This is a genomic window from Brevibacillus sp. TJ4, assembly GCF_044627595.2.
Lineage (GTDB): Bacteria > Bacillota > Bacilli > Brevibacillales > Brevibacillaceae > Brevibacillus.
On sequence record NZ_CP185865.1, the window covers coordinates 3,196,791 to 3,212,810 of the forward strand.

The 16,020-nt window shown below is 54.5% G+C and carries 17 protein-coding genes; 13 read left to right on the plus strand and 4 right to left on the minus strand.

What is annotated here, in order from left to right; all coding sequences use genetic code 11:
• The first annotated feature begins 145 nt into the window (after nucleotides 1-145).
• Genes ACAF76_RS15720 through ACAF76_RS15730 form a run of 3 tightly spaced genes read left to right on the plus strand, consistent with a single transcriptional unit; the run spans nucleotide 146 to nucleotide 2,024 of the window.
• On the plus strand, nucleotides 146-526 hold the full coding sequence (locus tag ACAF76_RS15720; protein WP_421616921.1) for a GntR family transcriptional regulator: 381 nt from the start codon (nucleotides 146-148) through the stop codon (nucleotides 524-526).
• Nucleotides 523-1,371, plus strand: a complete 849-nt coding sequence (locus ACAF76_RS15725; RefSeq protein ID WP_421616922.1) for an ABC transporter ATP-binding protein — start codon at nucleotides 523-525, stop codon at nucleotides 1,369-1,371. The genes ACAF76_RS15720 and ACAF76_RS15725 overlap by 4 nt, the downstream gene beginning before the upstream one ends.
• 5 nt (nucleotides 1,372-1,376) lie before the next feature.
• Nucleotides 1,377-2,024 (plus strand): ABC-2 transporter permease, encoded by a 648-nt coding sequence (locus ACAF76_RS15730; RefSeq protein ID WP_421616923.1) that lies wholly within the window; start codon nucleotides 1,377-1,379, stop codon nucleotides 2,022-2,024.
• A gap of 117 nt (nucleotides 2,025-2,141) precedes the next feature.
• Here the strand turns inward: ACAF76_RS15730 and ACAF76_RS15735 are convergent, their stop codons facing one another.
• Together ACAF76_RS15735 and ACAF76_RS15740 are read right to left on the minus strand one after the other, a co-directional pair.
• The gene (locus ACAF76_RS15735; RefSeq protein WP_421616924.1) at nucleotides 2,142-3,080 is read right to left on the minus strand and encodes a DUF4367 domain-containing protein; all 939 of its coding nucleotides are present in this window, start codon (nucleotides 3,078-3,080) and stop codon (nucleotides 2,142-2,144) included.
• Nucleotides 3,037-3,639, minus strand: a complete 603-nt coding sequence (locus tag ACAF76_RS15740) for an RNA polymerase sigma factor (RefSeq protein WP_421616925.1) — start codon at nucleotides 3,637-3,639, stop codon at nucleotides 3,037-3,039. The genes ACAF76_RS15735 and ACAF76_RS15740 overlap by 44 nt, the downstream gene beginning before the upstream one ends.
• A gap of 351 nt (nucleotides 3,640-3,990) precedes the next feature.
• On the opposite strand from ACAF76_RS15740, the gene ACAF76_RS15745 reads away from it, so the two are divergent.
• The 9 genes from ACAF76_RS15745 (at nucleotide 3,991) to ACAF76_RS15785 (ending at nucleotide 13,425) form a co-directional block, all read left to right on the plus strand.
• Nucleotides 3,991-5,166: a CdaR family transcriptional regulator gene (locus ACAF76_RS15745; RefSeq protein WP_421616926.1), complete on the plus strand. Its 1,176-nt coding sequence runs from the start codon at nucleotides 3,991-3,993 to the stop codon at nucleotides 5,164-5,166.
• 97 nt (nucleotides 5,167-5,263) lie between these two features.
• Nucleotides 5,264-6,133 (plus strand): sugar diacid recognition domain-containing protein, encoded by an 870-nt coding sequence (locus tag ACAF76_RS15750; RefSeq protein WP_421616927.1) that lies wholly within the window; start codon nucleotides 5,264-5,266, stop codon nucleotides 6,131-6,133.
• Nucleotides 6,130-7,272: a glycerate kinase gene (locus tag ACAF76_RS15755; protein WP_421616928.1), complete on the plus strand. Its 1,143-nt coding sequence runs from the start codon at nucleotides 6,130-6,132 to the stop codon at nucleotides 7,270-7,272. The genes ACAF76_RS15750 and ACAF76_RS15755 overlap by 4 nt, the downstream gene beginning before the upstream one ends.
• 26 nt (nucleotides 7,273-7,298) lie before the next feature.
• Complete coding sequence (locus ACAF76_RS15760) at nucleotides 7,299-8,726, plus strand: GntP family permease (RefSeq protein WP_421617922.1); 1,428 nt, start codon at nucleotides 7,299-7,301, stop codon at nucleotides 8,724-8,726.
• 188 nt (nucleotides 8,727-8,914) lie between these two features.
• The gene (locus ACAF76_RS15765; protein ID WP_421616929.1) at nucleotides 8,915-9,691 is read left to right on the plus strand and encodes an IclR family transcriptional regulator; all 777 of its coding nucleotides are present in this window, start codon (nucleotides 8,915-8,917) and stop codon (nucleotides 9,689-9,691) included.
• Entirely contained in the window at nucleotides 9,691-10,434 is a 744-nt protein-coding gene (pxpB, locus tag ACAF76_RS15770) for a 5-oxoprolinase subunit PxpB (protein ID WP_421616930.1), read from the plus strand. The genes ACAF76_RS15765 and pxpB overlap by 1 nt, the downstream gene beginning before the upstream one ends.
• Nucleotides 10,431-11,441: a biotin-dependent carboxyltransferase family protein gene (locus ACAF76_RS15775; RefSeq protein ID WP_421616931.1), complete on the plus strand. Its 1,011-nt coding sequence runs from the start codon at nucleotides 10,431-10,433 to the stop codon at nucleotides 11,439-11,441. The genes pxpB and ACAF76_RS15775 overlap by 4 nt, the downstream gene beginning before the upstream one ends.
• Nucleotides 11,442-11,445: 4 nt before the next feature.
• On the plus strand, nucleotides 11,446-12,210 hold the full coding sequence (locus tag ACAF76_RS15780) for a 5-oxoprolinase subunit PxpA (protein ID WP_421616932.1): 765 nt from the start codon (nucleotides 11,446-11,448) through the stop codon (nucleotides 12,208-12,210).
• A 27-nt stretch (nucleotides 12,211-12,237) separates the two neighbouring features.
• The gene (locus ACAF76_RS15785; protein ID WP_421616933.1) at nucleotides 12,238-13,425 is read left to right on the plus strand and encodes an NRAMP family divalent metal transporter; all 1,188 of its coding nucleotides are present in this window, start codon (nucleotides 12,238-12,240) and stop codon (nucleotides 13,423-13,425) included.
• A gap of 7 nt (nucleotides 13,426-13,432) precedes the next feature.
• On the opposite strand, the gene ACAF76_RS15790 is transcribed toward ACAF76_RS15785, so the two are convergent.
• Nucleotides 13,433-14,008 (minus strand): NAD(P)H-dependent oxidoreductase, encoded by a 576-nt coding sequence (locus ACAF76_RS15790; RefSeq protein WP_421616934.1) that lies wholly within the window; start codon nucleotides 14,006-14,008, stop codon nucleotides 13,433-13,435.
• A 119-nt stretch (nucleotides 14,009-14,127) separates the two neighbouring features.
• On the opposite strand from ACAF76_RS15790, the gene ACAF76_RS15795 reads away from it, so the two are divergent.
• Nucleotides 14,128-15,150 (plus strand): AraC family transcriptional regulator, encoded by a 1,023-nt coding sequence (locus tag ACAF76_RS15795; protein ID WP_421616935.1) that lies wholly within the window; start codon nucleotides 14,128-14,130, stop codon nucleotides 15,148-15,150.
• 106 nt (nucleotides 15,151-15,256) lie between these two features.
• Here the strand turns inward: ACAF76_RS15795 and ACAF76_RS15800 are convergent, their stop codons facing one another.
• On the minus strand, nucleotides 15,257-15,994 hold the full coding sequence (locus ACAF76_RS15800) for a cyclase family protein (RefSeq protein WP_421616936.1): 738 nt from the start codon (nucleotides 15,992-15,994) through the stop codon (nucleotides 15,257-15,259).
• Nucleotides 15,995-16,020: the final 26 nt, after the last annotated feature.

Below are 16,020 nucleotides of genomic sequence, written 5' to 3' on the forward strand. Positions count from 1 at the left end.
CTTTCCCCTTCCCTTCCTTCGGCTTTCCAGTGCCCGTTTGCCTTTTCATACAGGTTGTGGAACAACCAGGATCGTTGACAATCGTGTGCATGCTGTTTATACTGTGCATGTATGACATACACAGTTGACCGTTCATGGAGGCCACATGAAAATTATCATTTCCAATACGTCGGACCCGCCGATCTACCAGCAGATCAAAAACCAGATCAGGGATGCCATTCTTCGCGGCGAAGTCAAAGCGGGCGAAATGCTCCCCTCGATACGGGCTTTGGCCAGCGATCTGCGCGTCAGCGTGCTGACCACCCGGCGCGTATACGACGAACTCGAAGCAGAAGGGTTCATCACCACCAAAGCGGGCAAAGGCTCTTTCGTCGCTGAGGAAAATTACGAGCTGCTGCTTGAATCGAAGCGGCACATGGTCGAAGCGAAGCTGAGCGAAGCCTGGGAAACCGCCCGTTCGCTGGGCATCAGCAAAAGCGAATTGTACGCGATGATGGATCTACTGTTTGAGGAGGACGAAGAATGAAACCCATTTTAGAGGTAAAAGGATTGCGGAAAGAACTGGGCACCTTTCGCCTGCAAGACCTACACTTTTCCTTGCTGGAAGGCTGCATCACCGGTTTTATCGGCGTAAACGGCGCGGGAAAAACGACTACGATCAAATTACTGCTCGGATTGATGAATAAAGACGCTGGCGAGATTGCCTTTCGTGGCGAGAATATTGACAAAAACGAGCGGGAGTTCAAAAACCGCATCGGCGTCGTGCTAGACGACGGGTGCTTCTATGACGACCTCACTTTGCTGCAAATGAAAAACATTGTCGCCCCTGCCTACTCGAATTGGGACGACACGTTATTCCATGATTACATGAAGCGTTTTGACCTGCCCGTACAGCAAAAAATCGGCACGCTGTCCAAAGGCATGCGGATGAAGTACGCGATCGCTCTGGCGCTTTCCCACCATGCCGATTTGCTCATTATGGACGAGCCGACGAGCGGACTGGACCCGCAGGTCAGGTTGGAACTGATGGACATCTTGCTGGACTACGTACGGGACGGGAACAGCGTCTTCCTGTCCTCGCACATCACGTCCGACCTGGATAAGGTAGCCGATGTGCTCGTTCTCATTGACGACGGCCACATCGTGTTCAGCGAGGAAAAAGACCTCCTGCTCGACAGTCACGGATTGGTTAAAGGAGACAAACAAGAACTGAACGAGTTCACTCGCTCTCTGTTTGTATCGTTGCACGAAACCGGGTACGGGTTTTCCGGTCTGACTGCTGACAAGGCAGCCGTCCGCGAACAGATGAAAAACGTGCTGATCGAACGGCCGACTGTCGAAGACATTCTGGTAAGCTACATCAGGAGGTAACGCCGATGCTTGTTCATCTCGTGAAAAAGGATTTTATGCTTGCGAAAAAATACTGGCTCATCATGCTGATTGCCGCCATCGCGGTGCCGTTTTTTCTTCATACCAGGACGGGTCCGGCAGCAGGTGGGTCCCTCTCCTTTTTTCTCAGCACCCTGTATATCGCTTTCCTGCTGTTCAACGCCGTTTCCATGATGGATTACAAATACAGAGGGGCTGCGCTGCTTTGCACTACTCCGTACACGCGGAGCGCCATCGTCCAGGCGAGATATTTGTTTGTATTGGCCGTTTTTCTCGGTTGTTACGTCTTGTACACACTGACGATTTTGCTTAGTCCCGTACAAGCGGACACATTGGGAATCTCCGACACGGTCCGGGCATTCTTTGCCATCACGCTGATTTTTGCCGTGATGATCCCGATCCAGTACCGCTTTGGCTATGAAAAATCGAGGTTGATCTTCTTCCTGCTGGTATTCCTGTTGCCATTCGGTCTGTCTACGCTCCGGGAGTCCGTGCAAGTCCCTGACATGCTGGCGGCTGTCCCGCTTCCGCTTCCGCCATTCGCGCTCGATCTGTTGCTCGTTTTGCTTGCCCTGCTGATCGCAGGATTGTCGATGCGAATTTCTGTTCGGATTTTTTCCAAGATATCATTCTGACTGCCAGGTACCTGAATCGGGCCATCTTCCGGCAGGCACATGTGCCGCTGCCCGAAAAAAAATAGTCCCCTCCACGAAAAAAATGGAGGAGGACTTTTTTGGCTTGTTTGCAAGTTTTTACTGCTGCAGGTAAGGTTTGGCCATTTGAATCAATTCTTCCTTGCTGACCGGATTGCCGGTTTCGATATGGTAGCGGATCGTTTGCTCGGTGTCGGGTACGTCGTAGATCCACATCACGTTTTTCCCTGTGCCAAAGTCTGTGTACCAAATATCGACACCGTCTACGACCAGTTTTTCCCGCTGAACGTCCCCGGCTGTGCTGGAGATGAGCGTCTCTTTGCCGCTCGTGCGCAGCATCGAAACGCGAACTTCCTTTCCGTCTTTTGCATACGTGCTGTTGATCCGCCAATGATCTTTCGACAGCTCCACAGGCTGCATCGCGTAGTCCTGCTTCGATTCCTCCGCCTGCTTCTTCAGCTTTGCCGCCAAAGCCGCCTCTTCTTCCGGAGAAAGTGGGTTCACGTATGGCATCGGAGTGAACGTGACAGCGGCGTCCTTGAACGCGTACCCCCCGTCCAGGCTGTCCATAATGGCCACGGATTGCCCTTCCATCTTGGCCTTAAGCGCAGCGGAATCGGTATAGTGCGCGGACTTCTCCTGCGTGTACAGCTTCATATCCGGCAAGTCGGTAACGATGTAAAAGATGCCAGCCGTCCCTTCTGCCAACAGCTTTTCCGCATAATCCCGGCTTTTTCCCTCGCGTTTGATCTCTTCCATCGTAGGCGGCGTGTAGTTTGCCTGTTCCAGCGATTTTTCCTCAAACACGACTCTGCCTTCCTTGTCCGTCAGAGTAAAGTTCATCGCCGCAAACGCGCTGGATACTGTCAAAAGCATGCCCACTGCTGCCAACACGGTTACTTTGGATTTCACGAAAAATCGCTCCTTTTTGTTCTGTTCTGCGTACAGTTGCTTCATTACGGTTCCGGTCACGTCGACCTCGGGAATCCGCGGGTCATGAAAAAGTTTTTTCAAATTCCGGTCCTTGTCCGTTGTCATACTCCCCCACTCCCTTCACTTGCGCGTAGTGGTTGCGGAATTTTGCCGCCGAACGCTCGTATTTTTTCCGCAGAGTGGCGCTGCTTTGGTTGAGGATCTGGCTGATTTCCTGATAGCCCTTTTCCTCTACACAACGCAAAAGCAACAAAGTCCGCTCTTCCACAGACAATCTCGACATGGCCTGATGTACGAATTCATCGAAATAATTGGCTTCAATCTGCAAATCTACGGGTTTGTGCTCCCTCTCATCACGGTAAAAGAAAGGCAAATATCGCGCCAGTTTTCGCTTACGAATCATGTCGATACAGTGGTTGTAGGCAATTTTGTACAACCAGGCGCCAAACGGAATGTCTTGTTTGTACTTGCCTACATTGCGATATGCCTTCAAAAACACCTCTTGTGCGCTGTCCTCAGCTTCGGCGTGATGGCCCAGCATGTGGTAGCAATAGAGAAAGATCGATTTCTGAAAATGTTTCATAATCGATTCGAATTTCTCGATGTCGCCTTTCAATACGTCAGCAACTGCCTGACGTAGATCAGCCTCTTCCAAGCTCCTCACCCCTTTCACCCTATACAACGAACCAGCCCCTGCAAAACGTGACAGAAAAAAAAGAATCGTACAATACGCCAATAAAGCAAAAAGACGGCATAAACACTACCGTCTTTTTCGCTCGTTTTTTTCGCTGACAAGCGCATATAGACACGAACGGATTCTAGTCTACCACTTCTCCCGTCACAGCGTCGATGGACGCATTTTGTTTCAAAGGGGCATGAAAAATTTCTTAGTACATCAAGCTGTTCTTTTAAAAAGATATCATTACAAATTTTCACTTTATTTACAAATCAGATCCAATTTATATTCCGATATATCATATAGATGATGACAACAACACCTGAAGGAGCAACCGCGATGAAACTGAACAAAACGCTAGCCGACACGATCGTCAAACGAACCAGGGAGGTGACGCAACTCAACATCAATGTGATGGACAAGAACGGAATGATCATCAGCTCAAGCGATGCCAGCCGGATCAATACGTTTCACGCCGCGGCGCTGCACGTGGTCGCGTCCGGGCAGGACTTTCTGCTCTCCCCGCAGGAGTCCCGCAAATGGACAGGGACCCGGCCCGGGATCAACATGCCGATCTGCTTTCAGAATGAAATTGTCGGCGTTATCGGCATCTCCGGTTCTCCGCGCGAGGTAGTTCCGTTTGGCAAAGCGGTCCGGATGATGACGGAGATGATGCTCCAGCAAGCGTACCTGACCGAGCAGATGGCGATGGCAGAACGCTCCCTCAATTTTTTGATCCAGGACATCATCTCCGGCTCGCTCAACGATGCGCCTGATGTCATCCGCTCCCGGGCGGAACTGCTCGGCATCCAGTTCCGAGGCCCCCGCTCAATCATCCTCGTGCAGTTTGCCGACGTCGCCGAGGGTGCCGACGGACAGTCGCACCGCTATTTGCAGCAAAAAATGGCGTCATGCTTTTCGCACCCTGAGCAGGTCTTTCTGTCGGCGATCAAACACAATCTATGGATCATCCTCACCGATCTGTCCGGCATCGGCGGACATGATGAGAGCAAGCGCTACTTGTACGCATCGGCAGAAAAACTGCGCAACCTGTTGACGCCTGTCGTCGGCTGCGACCTGCTGATCACGATGGGCAACGGCTACGAGGACGTACGCGAGCTGGAGCTGTCGTTTCGCGAGGCGCAAAAAACATTGGATGTGCTGGAGCGTTTTCCGGAAAAAGGCCGCATTTGCCACATCGAGGACGCAGCAATCGAGGTGCTGCTGCTGGAAACGCCTGCTGCCTCGCGGGAGCTGGTCATTCAGGAGACAATCGGTCCTCTGTTGAAGCACAGCGAGTTGATGCAGACGTTGCAGACGCTCTTTTCCTCGGATCTGAATCTGTCACTGGCTGCCCAGAGGCTGAACCTCCACCGCAATACACTCTTGTACCGGCTCGACCGGATCGAGGACATACTTGGACGCAATCCGCGCAATTTTGCGGACGCGGTCAGGATTCAGCTCGCCTTGGAATTGTACAGAATGCAAAAATTGGATAAATCATACAAAAAATAGTCTCCATTGCGCACCGATTTTTGTTCGTTTTACAAAATGCTTTCCTAAAGCGCTTTCCGTTATAGTGAAGATATTAACAGCTACAGGGTGATAATCCATGAATGAGTCCTTTTCCAGTTTGCAGGGCGGGTTCTTCGACGAAATCGTACAAATGCTGCACGAAGAAACCAAGCAACACATCAATATCATGGGCGAAGGCGGGGTCATCCTCGCATCTACCCGACCGGAGAGAATCGGGACGGTCCATGAGGCGGCCAAACAAATCATGCTCGGAATCATCGATCAGGCGCTGGTCACCGAAGAAGAGGCGCAAAAGCTGGAAGGGGTGCGTCCCGGTTCCAATCTGCCCATCACGCATGAAGGAAAACGCGTTGGCGTCCTCGGGATGTCCGGCGACCCCGACACGCTCCTGCCGATCGTCCGTGTCGCCGTCCGTACCGTCGAGCTGTGGATTCGCAACCGCGAGCATCTGCAAAAGCGGCAGGAAGCCTCTCACCACATCTACGGGCAGTTGCACAACATGGCTGCGACCATCGAGGAGATTGCCGCAAGCTCGGAAGATTTTGCTGGCACAAGCCGCGAAGCCGTGCAGGTCGTAGCCGCAGGCGAAGAGCAGATTCAGCAAATTACCGAAGCCCTGAAAATGATCAAGCAGATCGCAGACCACAGCAATCTGATCGGCTTGAATGCGGCGATCGAGGCTGCACGGGCAGGTGAAGCCGGGCGCGGTTTCCAGGTCGTTGCCGCGGAGGTGCGCAAGCTGGCTACCGTCTGCCAAGCGACGGTGAAGCAAATCCAGGACATCCTGCATGAAGTCCATGTGACATTTGGACAAATCTCCGAGCAGGCCAAAGGAAACAGCGAAAAAGCCCATGAACAGTCCACTGCTCTACAGTCGCTGGTGCAATACGTGGACGAAATCGAGCAAAAAATCGAGACATTGGCTACAGGAGGAACGTCAGCATGAAAATCGTTATCGCACCAGATTCCTTTAAGGGGAGCCTGACCGCCCTGCAAGTGGGCGAGGCCGTCGCTGCCGGCGTGAAAAAGGTGCTTCCCGAAAGTGAAGTCGTCATCAAACCAATGGCAGACGGAGGCGAAGGCACCTTGCAATGCCTCGTGGACGCTACGGATGGAAAATTGCTGCAGGCGACTGTTACCAATCCGCTAGGTCAGGAAATCCCAGCCTCATTCGGAGTGCTGGGAGACGGGGTGACCTGTGTCATCGAAATGGCAGCGGCTTCCGGCCTGTATTTGATCGACACACACGAACGCAATCCCCTGTTGACCACGACCTACGGATTCGGGGAATTGATCCGCGCCGGACTCGATCATGGGTGCCGGCGATTTATCCTCGGTCTCGGTGGAAGCGCCACCAACGACGGGGGTGCAGGCATGCTGCAAGCATTGGGATTCGGGCTGTTTGACCGAGATGGAAACCCACTCGCTTTTGGAGGAGGTGAGCTTGAAAAGCTGGCACGCATCGACACCAGCCAAAAAGACCCGCGGCTGGACGACTGTCAATTTATCATTGCGTGCGACGTAACCAACCCGTTTGTCGGTCCCAATGGCGCATCTCACGTGTTCGGACCGCAAAAGGGAGCGACGCCTGAGCTCGTCCGGCAGCTTGATGCCAACCTGCACCATTTTGCCGACCTGATCGAAACCAACCAGGGCATCTCCATCCATGATTTGCCGGGAACAGGTGCTGCCGGCGGTGTAGCGGGAGCCTTGCTTGCCTTTTTGGATGGACATCTGCAATCCGGCATCGAGATCGTCCTGGAGACGACCCGGCTCGCCCAAGCCTTGGAGGGCGCCGATCTCGTCTTTACCGGCGAAGGACAGGTTGACTTTCAGACAGCACAGGGAAAAACTCCGTGTGGCGTCGCCCGGCTGGCCAAGCAATACGACATTCCCGTCATTGTCCTGGCCGGTTCCGTAGGGACAGGCATCGAGGCGCTGTACCACGAAGGGGTAACGGCAGTCATGGGCATTGCCAACAAGCCGCTCTCCCTGGAAGAATCGATGACACGCGCTGCCGAACTGCTGGAGCAGACGGCCGAGCAAGTAATGCGTATCTATACGATCAAAGGAGGTTTGCCATGAGTCCCGAAGTCGTAGCACTAGGTCCGATTGTCTTATTTCTGCTTCTTCTTTCGATTATTTTTATTGTGTACGCGACTGCAAAATGGAAGCTCCACCCGTTCTTATCGATTATATCCAGCACCTACATCTTTGCCCTGCTGACCAATCTGGCCGGTAAATTCAGCGGCCTGGAAGCTCCGATCATCGGCGATATCGCCAAGGAAATCACGGGCGGATTCGGTTCCATTATCACCAGCATCGGCTTGGTCATCATTTTCGGAACGATCATCGGAAAAATCCTGGAGAAATCCGGAGCTGCCGTGAAGATGGCAGAAGTCGTGCTGAACCTGCTGGGCGACCGCCATCCGGCTCTGGCTATGACGATCATCGGCTGGGTCGTCTCGATCCCTGTTTTCTGCGATTCCGGTTACGTCATTTTGTCATCGCTGAAAAAATCGCTGGCCAAAAAAACCGGCGTGAGCATGATTACGTTGGCCGTCGCCCTCTCCACCGGGCTGTATGCGACCCACACGCTGGTTCCGCCGACTCCGGGGCCGATCGCGGCTGCAACCAATGTCGGAATCGGACCAGACGGCCTGTTCTGGGTAATCGTCGTCGGGATCGTCGTCTCCATTCCCGTCGCACTGGCTGGTCATGTATGGGCACGCAGAGTTGCTGACAAGCTCCCCGCGGATTTGGATGAGGCCGTGGAAACATTCGAAGAGTACAAAGCGCGATTCGGCAAGCTGCCGTCCGGTTTTGCCGCTTTCGCTCCGATCATCATCCCGATTGTGCTGATGGCGATCGGTTCGTTCGCCAACTTTCCGGTAGGTGTTGACGCCCAGGGAGAAAAAGTGCTTTTGGCAAGCGGCTTCACCCATACGCTGTTGACCTTCCTGGGTGCGCCCGTAAACGCCTTGTTCGTCGGTCTGCTGTTCGCGATTTTTGGACTATTGCCACAGCGCAATGAAGAAACATTGACGAAATGGGTAGGCGAAGGCTTGATCGATTCTGCCATCATCATCCTGATTACAGGTGCCGGGGGAGCGCTTGGCGCTGTGATCCGGGCCACACCGATCGCGGATTACGTCACGTCACTCCTGAACGGAAACGCCGCTTTGGTCGGAGTCGGCGGCCTGGTCGTCATCTTCCTGATCGCCGCCGTGCTCAAGACAGCACAAGGAAGCTCCACTACAGCACTGGTCGTTACCTCTACGATCGTCATGCCGCTCTTGCCTTCGCTCGGACTCGACGCGATGATGGGCACGGTGCCGATCGGTCAAATCCTGACCGTGATGGCGATCGGTTGCGGCGCGATGGTCGTCAGCCATGTGAACGACTCCTACTTCTGGGTCGTCTCCCAGTTCTCCAAGATGAGCCTGACTACCGCCTACCGCGCGCAGACATTGGCGACGCTGGTGCAAGGTGTCACCGGGATTATCGTCGTCTCCATCCTGGCTTTGTTCCTGCTGTAACGCTATCAGCTGGATGCATACAAAAAAGCACGCCGCAACTGGCGTGCTTTTTTGATGTATTCCGGGACGTCTGACAGAAATTGAAAGAAAATTTCGTATTGGCAAGCGATTGGTGAAATCCGTATAATCATGGAAAAGACTACGAAATCGGAACAACTGTTCCGAAATTCGGAACGGAGGGATGTACATTGGCTGACACCAATCAAACCGTGATCAAAGCTGCAGAATTGCTGCGCCTGTTTCTAACCCATCACCAGCTTTCCTTGCCGCAAGCGGTCAAGCTGTCCGGGCAGCCGAAAACATCGGTGCATCGCATGCTCTCTTCGCTGGAAGAGACCGGATTCCTCCGGCGTACGGATGACGGCGTGTACGAGCTAGGTTTCGTCTTTTTGCAATTTGGACATGCTGTTGCTGACCGATTGGATATTCGCCAACTCTCGCTGCCCGTCATGCAGAAGCTGGTCCGGGAATGCGGGGAAGCTGCCAACCTGATCGTCCGGGACGGCAATGAAGCGATCTACGTCGAAAAAGTCGATACGACCGAACCGATCCGCGTCTATACGGCGATCGGGCGTCGCGCTCCCCTGTACGCCGGCGCATGTCCCCGCGTTTTGCTGACCTTTATGCCAGACGACGAACGGGAAGCCTACCTGCGCGAAGCAACGCTCGAACCGATTGCCGACAACACCTGTACGGACGTAGAGCAATTGCGCGAAAGGATCGCCATCGATCGAGCCAACGGCTACACCGTCAGCCACTCCGAGCTGTACAACTACACCTCGGCAGTCGGCGCCCCCATTTTTGACTATTCGGGAAAGGTCGTCGCCGGACTGAGCATCGTAGGTCCGGAAAATCGCTACCGCGACGATCAACTGCCCTTTTTTATCGAAAAAACAGTAGCAGCAGCCAAAGAAATCTCCTGCCGATTGGGTTGGCATGGTGCGCAGAAAGGAGACATGTGTTGATGGACGCCACGTTTCAACCATTGGGAGAGCATGCGGTCGTCGTACAATTCGGCACATCCATGAACCTGGAGTCCTACGAAAAGGTACAGCGCACCGCCGCGTTATTGGACGAGTCGCCCCTGCCAGCGATGGTAGAATACATCCCTGCCTTCGCCACGATTACGATTTTTTACAACCCGGTGGAGTTGTTCGAATGGCACAAGCGGCGCCATGCCGCAACCGAACGCGAACAGCCTGCGGTCTCCTTGTACGGGCTCTACTGTGACCTCATTTCCGATCTGCTGCGCCAGACCGAGCACACCCGCGAAGCAGCAGGACGAATCGTCGAGGTACCTGTCTGCTACGGGGGAGCGTTCGGGCCTGATCTCGGGGAAGTAGCCAGGCTGAACCAGATGGGCGAACAGGATGTCATCGAGATTCACGCGTCAGGAGACTACCTCGTCTACATGATCGGGTTTGCTCCCGGCTTCCCGTACATCGGCGGCATGTCCGAACGCATCGCTGCGCCGCGTCGGAAATCTCCCCGCCTGTCGATTCCCGCCGGCTCTGTCGGGATCGCCGGTAAGCAGACCGGGATTTACCCGCTGGAGACGCCGGGCGGCTGGCAAATCATCGGAAGGACACCACTTCGCCTCTTCCGTCCCGAGGACAATCCTCCGACTCTTTTGCGAGCGGGAGACCGGATTCGCTTCTCCCCGATCTCGACCGAGGAATACACAGCGTATCAGGAGGGATCAAGATGACGATTCGCGTGATACGTCCGGGAATGTTCACTTCTGTACAGGATATGGGCCGGTTCGGATTTCAAAAGTACGGCGTGATCGTCAGCGGGGCGATGGACACGTTCGCCCACCGGATCGCCAATATGCTCGTCGGCAACAAAGATACGGATGCCTCTCTGGAAATGACGATAAAAGGCCCCACGCTGGAATTTCGGGACGATGCGTTGATCGCGGTATGCGGAGGAGATATGAGCCCGACTGCGGACGGCATTCCGATTCCCTTGTGGAAGCCGGTTTTTCTGCGAAAAGGCAGCGTTCTTGACTTTGGCCATTGCCGCTCTGGCATCCGCGCTTATCTCGCCGTCGCTGGAGGCTGGAGTGTGCCTCGCGTGATGCAAAGCCGCTCTACGTATTTGCGTGCCGGAATCGGCGGCTTTTATGGAAGAGCGCTGCAAGCCGGTGACGAACTCGCCTATGGGGAGCCCGCTGCGCTGGCGAGACGGATTGCCGACCGCCTGGCGCTTGATGCCAAAGACGTGTTCGCCGCCACAGACTGGGGCATAGCACAAGAGCTTCTCCCCCGTTACGGCGGGCAACGACCGATTCGCGCCATCCGCGGCAATCAAGCAGACTGGTTTGCATCTGACAGCGTACGGCACTTCTTTTCCGAACCATTCCGCGTCACGCCGCAGTCTGATCGCATGGGCTACCGGCTCGATGGACCGATTCTGGAATTGAACGAGCAAACGGAGCTTCTCTCCGAAGCTGTCGCCTTTGGAACAGTGCAAGTACCGGCAGAAGGAAAGCCGATCGTGCTTCTCGCAGACCGGCAAACGACCGGCGGCTATCCCAAAATCGCCCAGATCGCGGCTGTCGATTTGCCTGTCATCGCACAGATGAAGCCGGGAGACACGCTCCGCTTTGTGGAAATCAAGCGCGACGAAGCGGAAAGACTATTGCTGATGCGGGAAAATGAAATGCGCCAGCTCAAAACCGGAATCTCGCTCAAATATTCAATGGGGGGCTGAAACCATGTATTACGTAGATTTGAATTGCGACATGGGAGAAAGTTTTGGTGCCTATCGGATGGGAAATGACGAAGCCATCCTGGCATATGTCACGTCCGCCAATATCGCCTGTGGTTTTCACGCCGGCGACCCGGCGACGATGCGCAGAACCGTGCAGTTGGCACTGCGCAACGATGTCAGGATCGGGGCACATCCCGGACTGCCCGACCTGCAGGGCTTCGGCAGACGCAACATCGCGGTCTCTGCCGAGGAGGCATACGAGATGGTCGTGTACCAGGTCGGAGCACTGCAAGGTTTTGTCCAGTCCGAGGGGGGCGTCATGCAGCATGTAAAACCGCATGGTGCCTTGTACAATATGGCAGCCACCAATCCTGACCTGGCCCGCGCCATCTCCGAAGCTGTCTACCGGGTCAATCCCGCGCTGTACCTTGTCGGGCTGGCGGGCAGCCAACTGATCGAACAGGCCGAAAAGATCGGGCTTCGCACGAAAAGCGAAGTATTCGCCGACCGCACGTATCAGCACGATGGCACGCTCACGCCGCGAACCCGGCCGGATGCACTCATTGAAAGCGATGAAGACGCCGTCGCACAAGTCATCCGCATGGTCAAGGAAAGCAAGGTGCGTACCCGCCAAGGAAGCGACTTTACGATCAAAGCCGAGACTGTCTGCATCCACGGCGATGGAGCGCACGCCCTCTCCTTTGCCAAAAGCATCCGAGAAGAACTGGAAATGTCAGGAATTACTGTAAAGGCTATGTCACTTTCATAAAGAGAGAGAACAATTGGAGGAAACCATATGAAACAATCGAAATGGAGCCTGCTGTTGGGCGCCGCTTTCCTGATGGCGACCTCGGCAATCGGTCCGGGCTTTCTCACCCAGACGACCGTTTTTACCCAACAATTGGCCGCCAGCTTCGGCTTCGTCATCCTGATGTCGATTCTCCTCGACATCGGGGCGCAGATGAATGTGTGGCGGATTATCGCTGTATCGGAAAAACGCGCCCAGGACATTGCCAATCTGGTTTTGCCCGGTTTGGGCTATCTCGTCGCACTCCTGATCGTCATGGGCGGGCTTGCCTTCAACATCGGAAATCTGGGGGGAGCCGGTCTGGGAATGAATGTGCTGTTCGGAATCACGCCAGAGATAGGCGCACTTGCCAGCGGACTGATTGCCATCGGCATTTTTCTCGTCCGCGAAGCCGGCAAGCTGATGGACCGTGTTGCCCAGATCGCCGGTTTTGTAATGATCCTCCTCACCCTGTACGTCGCCATCACCTCCTCTCCCCCGGTCGGGGAAGCCGTGATCAAATCATTCGCTCCAGACACGATCGACGTCTTGGCGATTGTCACCCTGGTCGGCGGGACAGTAGGCGGGTACATTACGTTTGCAGGCGGCCACAGGCTTTTGGATGCAGGCGTCAAGGGCGTCTCCTCGCTTGGAGAAGTGACCAAAAGCTCGGTCTCCGGAATTGCTGTCGCCTCGGTTATGCGCATCTTTTTGTTCCTGGCCGCGCTCGGTGTCATCTCGCAAGGCCTTGTGCTCAATCCCGACAACCCGCCCGCCTCTGTCTTTCAGTTGGCTGCCGGAGACATCGGCTACAAAATTTTCGGGATCGTCATGTGGGCGGCGGCGCTTACCTCTGTCGTCGGGTGCGCCTACACGTCCGTCTCGTTTATCCGTACGTTCCACCCGAAAATCGAGTATGCCCACAAGTGGATAATCATCGCGTTTATCGCCATCTCTACGCTCGTCTTCGTCCTCATCGGCCGTCCGGTGAAGGTTCTCGTCCTCGTCGGCGCCCTCAATGGGCTGATTTTGCCGCTTACGCTGGGTGTCATGCTGTTCGCTGCCTATAACAAAAAGATCGTCGGAGACTACAAGCACCCTCTCTGGATGACAGTATTCGGCGGTATCGTCGTCGTCAGCATGGCGTTCATGGGCATTTATACGATGATCAACGAATTGCCCAAACTGATGCAGTAGTCCCTTCTCAACCCAGCCTGCTCCCGAGCGCCCTGATTTTTTGCAGCCACCCCGCACGTTTGGACTCCGTAGAGGAGTTGATCGGACCAATCTCGGTTATATGCACGGGCTTAATGCCGCAAAAATGCAGGATGTTTCGCTTCATCACCAGATGCCCTGCACGCCAGTACACCAGGCGGTTATACCAGGATGGCGTATCCATCGTGACGATCACGCGGGCTGATTTTCCGGCCAACAGCTTATCCCACAGCGGGGAGTTCTCTCGGTATTGGTAAGCGAATCCGGGCAGAAAGACACGATCAAAAAAGCCTTTGAGGACTGCGGGCATCGTGCCCCACCACGTAGGATAGATGATGACGAGATGCTCGGCCCAGCGAATTGATTCCTGGGCCTCTTTGAGTGCGTCTTCGAGCTCTGTCCGCTTGCGATACCCGTACCGCAAATTCGGCTCAAAGGCAATCTGGCCAAGGTCAATTGTCCGAATCTGTGCTGATGCGCTGGCTGCTCCTTCGATATAGGACTGGGCCAAAGCTGAACAATAGCTCTTTGGGTCGGGATGACCGATGATGACAAGAATATTCAATGTTTTGTCTCTCCTTTTGGTAAACTGGACTATATTCAGTTTACCGCCATGCCTGAATAGGCTGAAATGATAGAACGCGTAGCAATCTTGATGTTTTGCGCAAAAGGAGGATGCCAGCATTGCCTACTGATCAGGGATTTGCTGTTTCCATGCTCTACCCGATCATAAAGACGATCGAACAAAAGGGGCTTGGATTTGAGGGGTTTTGCCGCCAGAGTTCATTTGATCCGGCATTGCTGCAAGATGTCGAAGCGCGTATCGAAGAACGGGAACTCGAGCGGCTCATGTACGAAGCTGCCGCTTACACACAAGACGAATACTTCGGTTTGCATCAGGGTCAGTTGACGGATGTGGCCGATCTGGGGATTCTCGGGTACGTGATGATTCATTCCGGCACGATTGCCGACGCACTGGCAGCATACGAGCGGTATCATGTAATTCTTTGCAGCGGGTACAGCCTGCGCTGGGAGGAACGCGGAAATGGCGTAGCTATCCTCATTTGCAAAGGGGATTCCAGCCCCATGTCCCGTCATTGCTGCGAAGATATGGTCAGCTCCTTGTACCATTTGATGATGCGCATGAGCAACCGCCCGATCCCGGTACTGGAGCTTCAGTTCGCACACGCCGCTACGTCCGACCTCACCCCTTACCTGTCCCTGTTCGGGGTCGAGCCGCGCTTCAACGGGAATGAGACGTACCTGTTGGTAGACAGGGACGTGTTGCACTACCCGATCCTGTACTCGGACCCAAGGCTGCTCAGCGCGTTTGTGCCAATCGCTGAGCAAACCAGGGACAAACTGATGAAAGGAAGCGTCGTCTCCGACCGCGTATACCGATGGATGACGGCGTGCTTGCCTGCCAGTTTCCCGACCCTGCGGCAGACGGCAGAGGCATTTGCGATGAGTCCGCGATCGTTGCAGGCAAAGCTCAAGGATGAGGGCACTTCCTACAACGAACTGGCGGCCAGCGTGCGCAAGGAAATGGCGATGGCGTACTTGACCAAGCAGGAATATTCCATTGCCGAGATCGCCTACTTGCTGCATTTCTCCGAACCAAGCGCCTTTCAGAATGCATTCAAAAAGTGGACGGGAGCGACTCCTGGACAATATCGGGCGAATGCCTGGACGACGTACTCCCGCTAATTGCCCGGCTACCCCGGGCTGTGTCCGGACGTTCACGATGCCAAAAAGGGCTGCCCCTTTGTCTCATTCAGACAAGGGACAGCCCTCTTTTTCCAGATGGTCGCACTTACGGCAGGATCGCAAACGAGCGCACCGGGAAGCCGGATGCGTTTTCCGGTTTGGCGACAATATTGACGATGACCGCGCCTTTTGCCGGGAGCTTGTCCAGATTGGTCAACAGCTCGACCTGGTACGTGTCCTGTTCGAGCACGTAGTACTCGCCCAACAGCGCCCCGTTTTTGCGGTAGTCTACGCTCGCGTCGGTATCGAAGGTTTCATGTCCGACCGCTTTGATGTTGCGTTCCGCAAACAAAAATTTCAGTGCTTCCAGCGACCAGCCTGGTGCGTGGTTGTTTCCTTCTGCGTCCTTGTTGTTGAACGCCTCCACATCCGGCCAACGCTTGCTCCAATCGGTGCGAAGCGCGACGAATGTCCCTTCTTCAATCCGTCCGTGCTCGCGTTCAAATGCAAGAATGTCTTCTACGCTCAAGGAGTAGTCGTTGTTTTCCGCAGCCTCTTTTGATTTATCGATGACGACCAGTGGCAGAACGAGCTCCTTCAGCTCGATTTCATGCAGGTACCGCTTGTTGCGGACAAAATGGATCGGCGCATCGATATGCGTCCCGTATTGTCCGGCAAATGAAAATTTTTGCGCAAAAAAGCCGTCGTCATGCGTAAACAACGTCGTGAACTCGGCATCGTCAAATGCAAAAAAATGCGGAGAATTCGGACCGAATGTATGCGTCAGGTCCACCCATTCTTTTCCCTTCAAAAACTGCAACGCTTGAATCAGATCGTTTGCCATCTGCTCACCCCATTTTTCTATTAGAA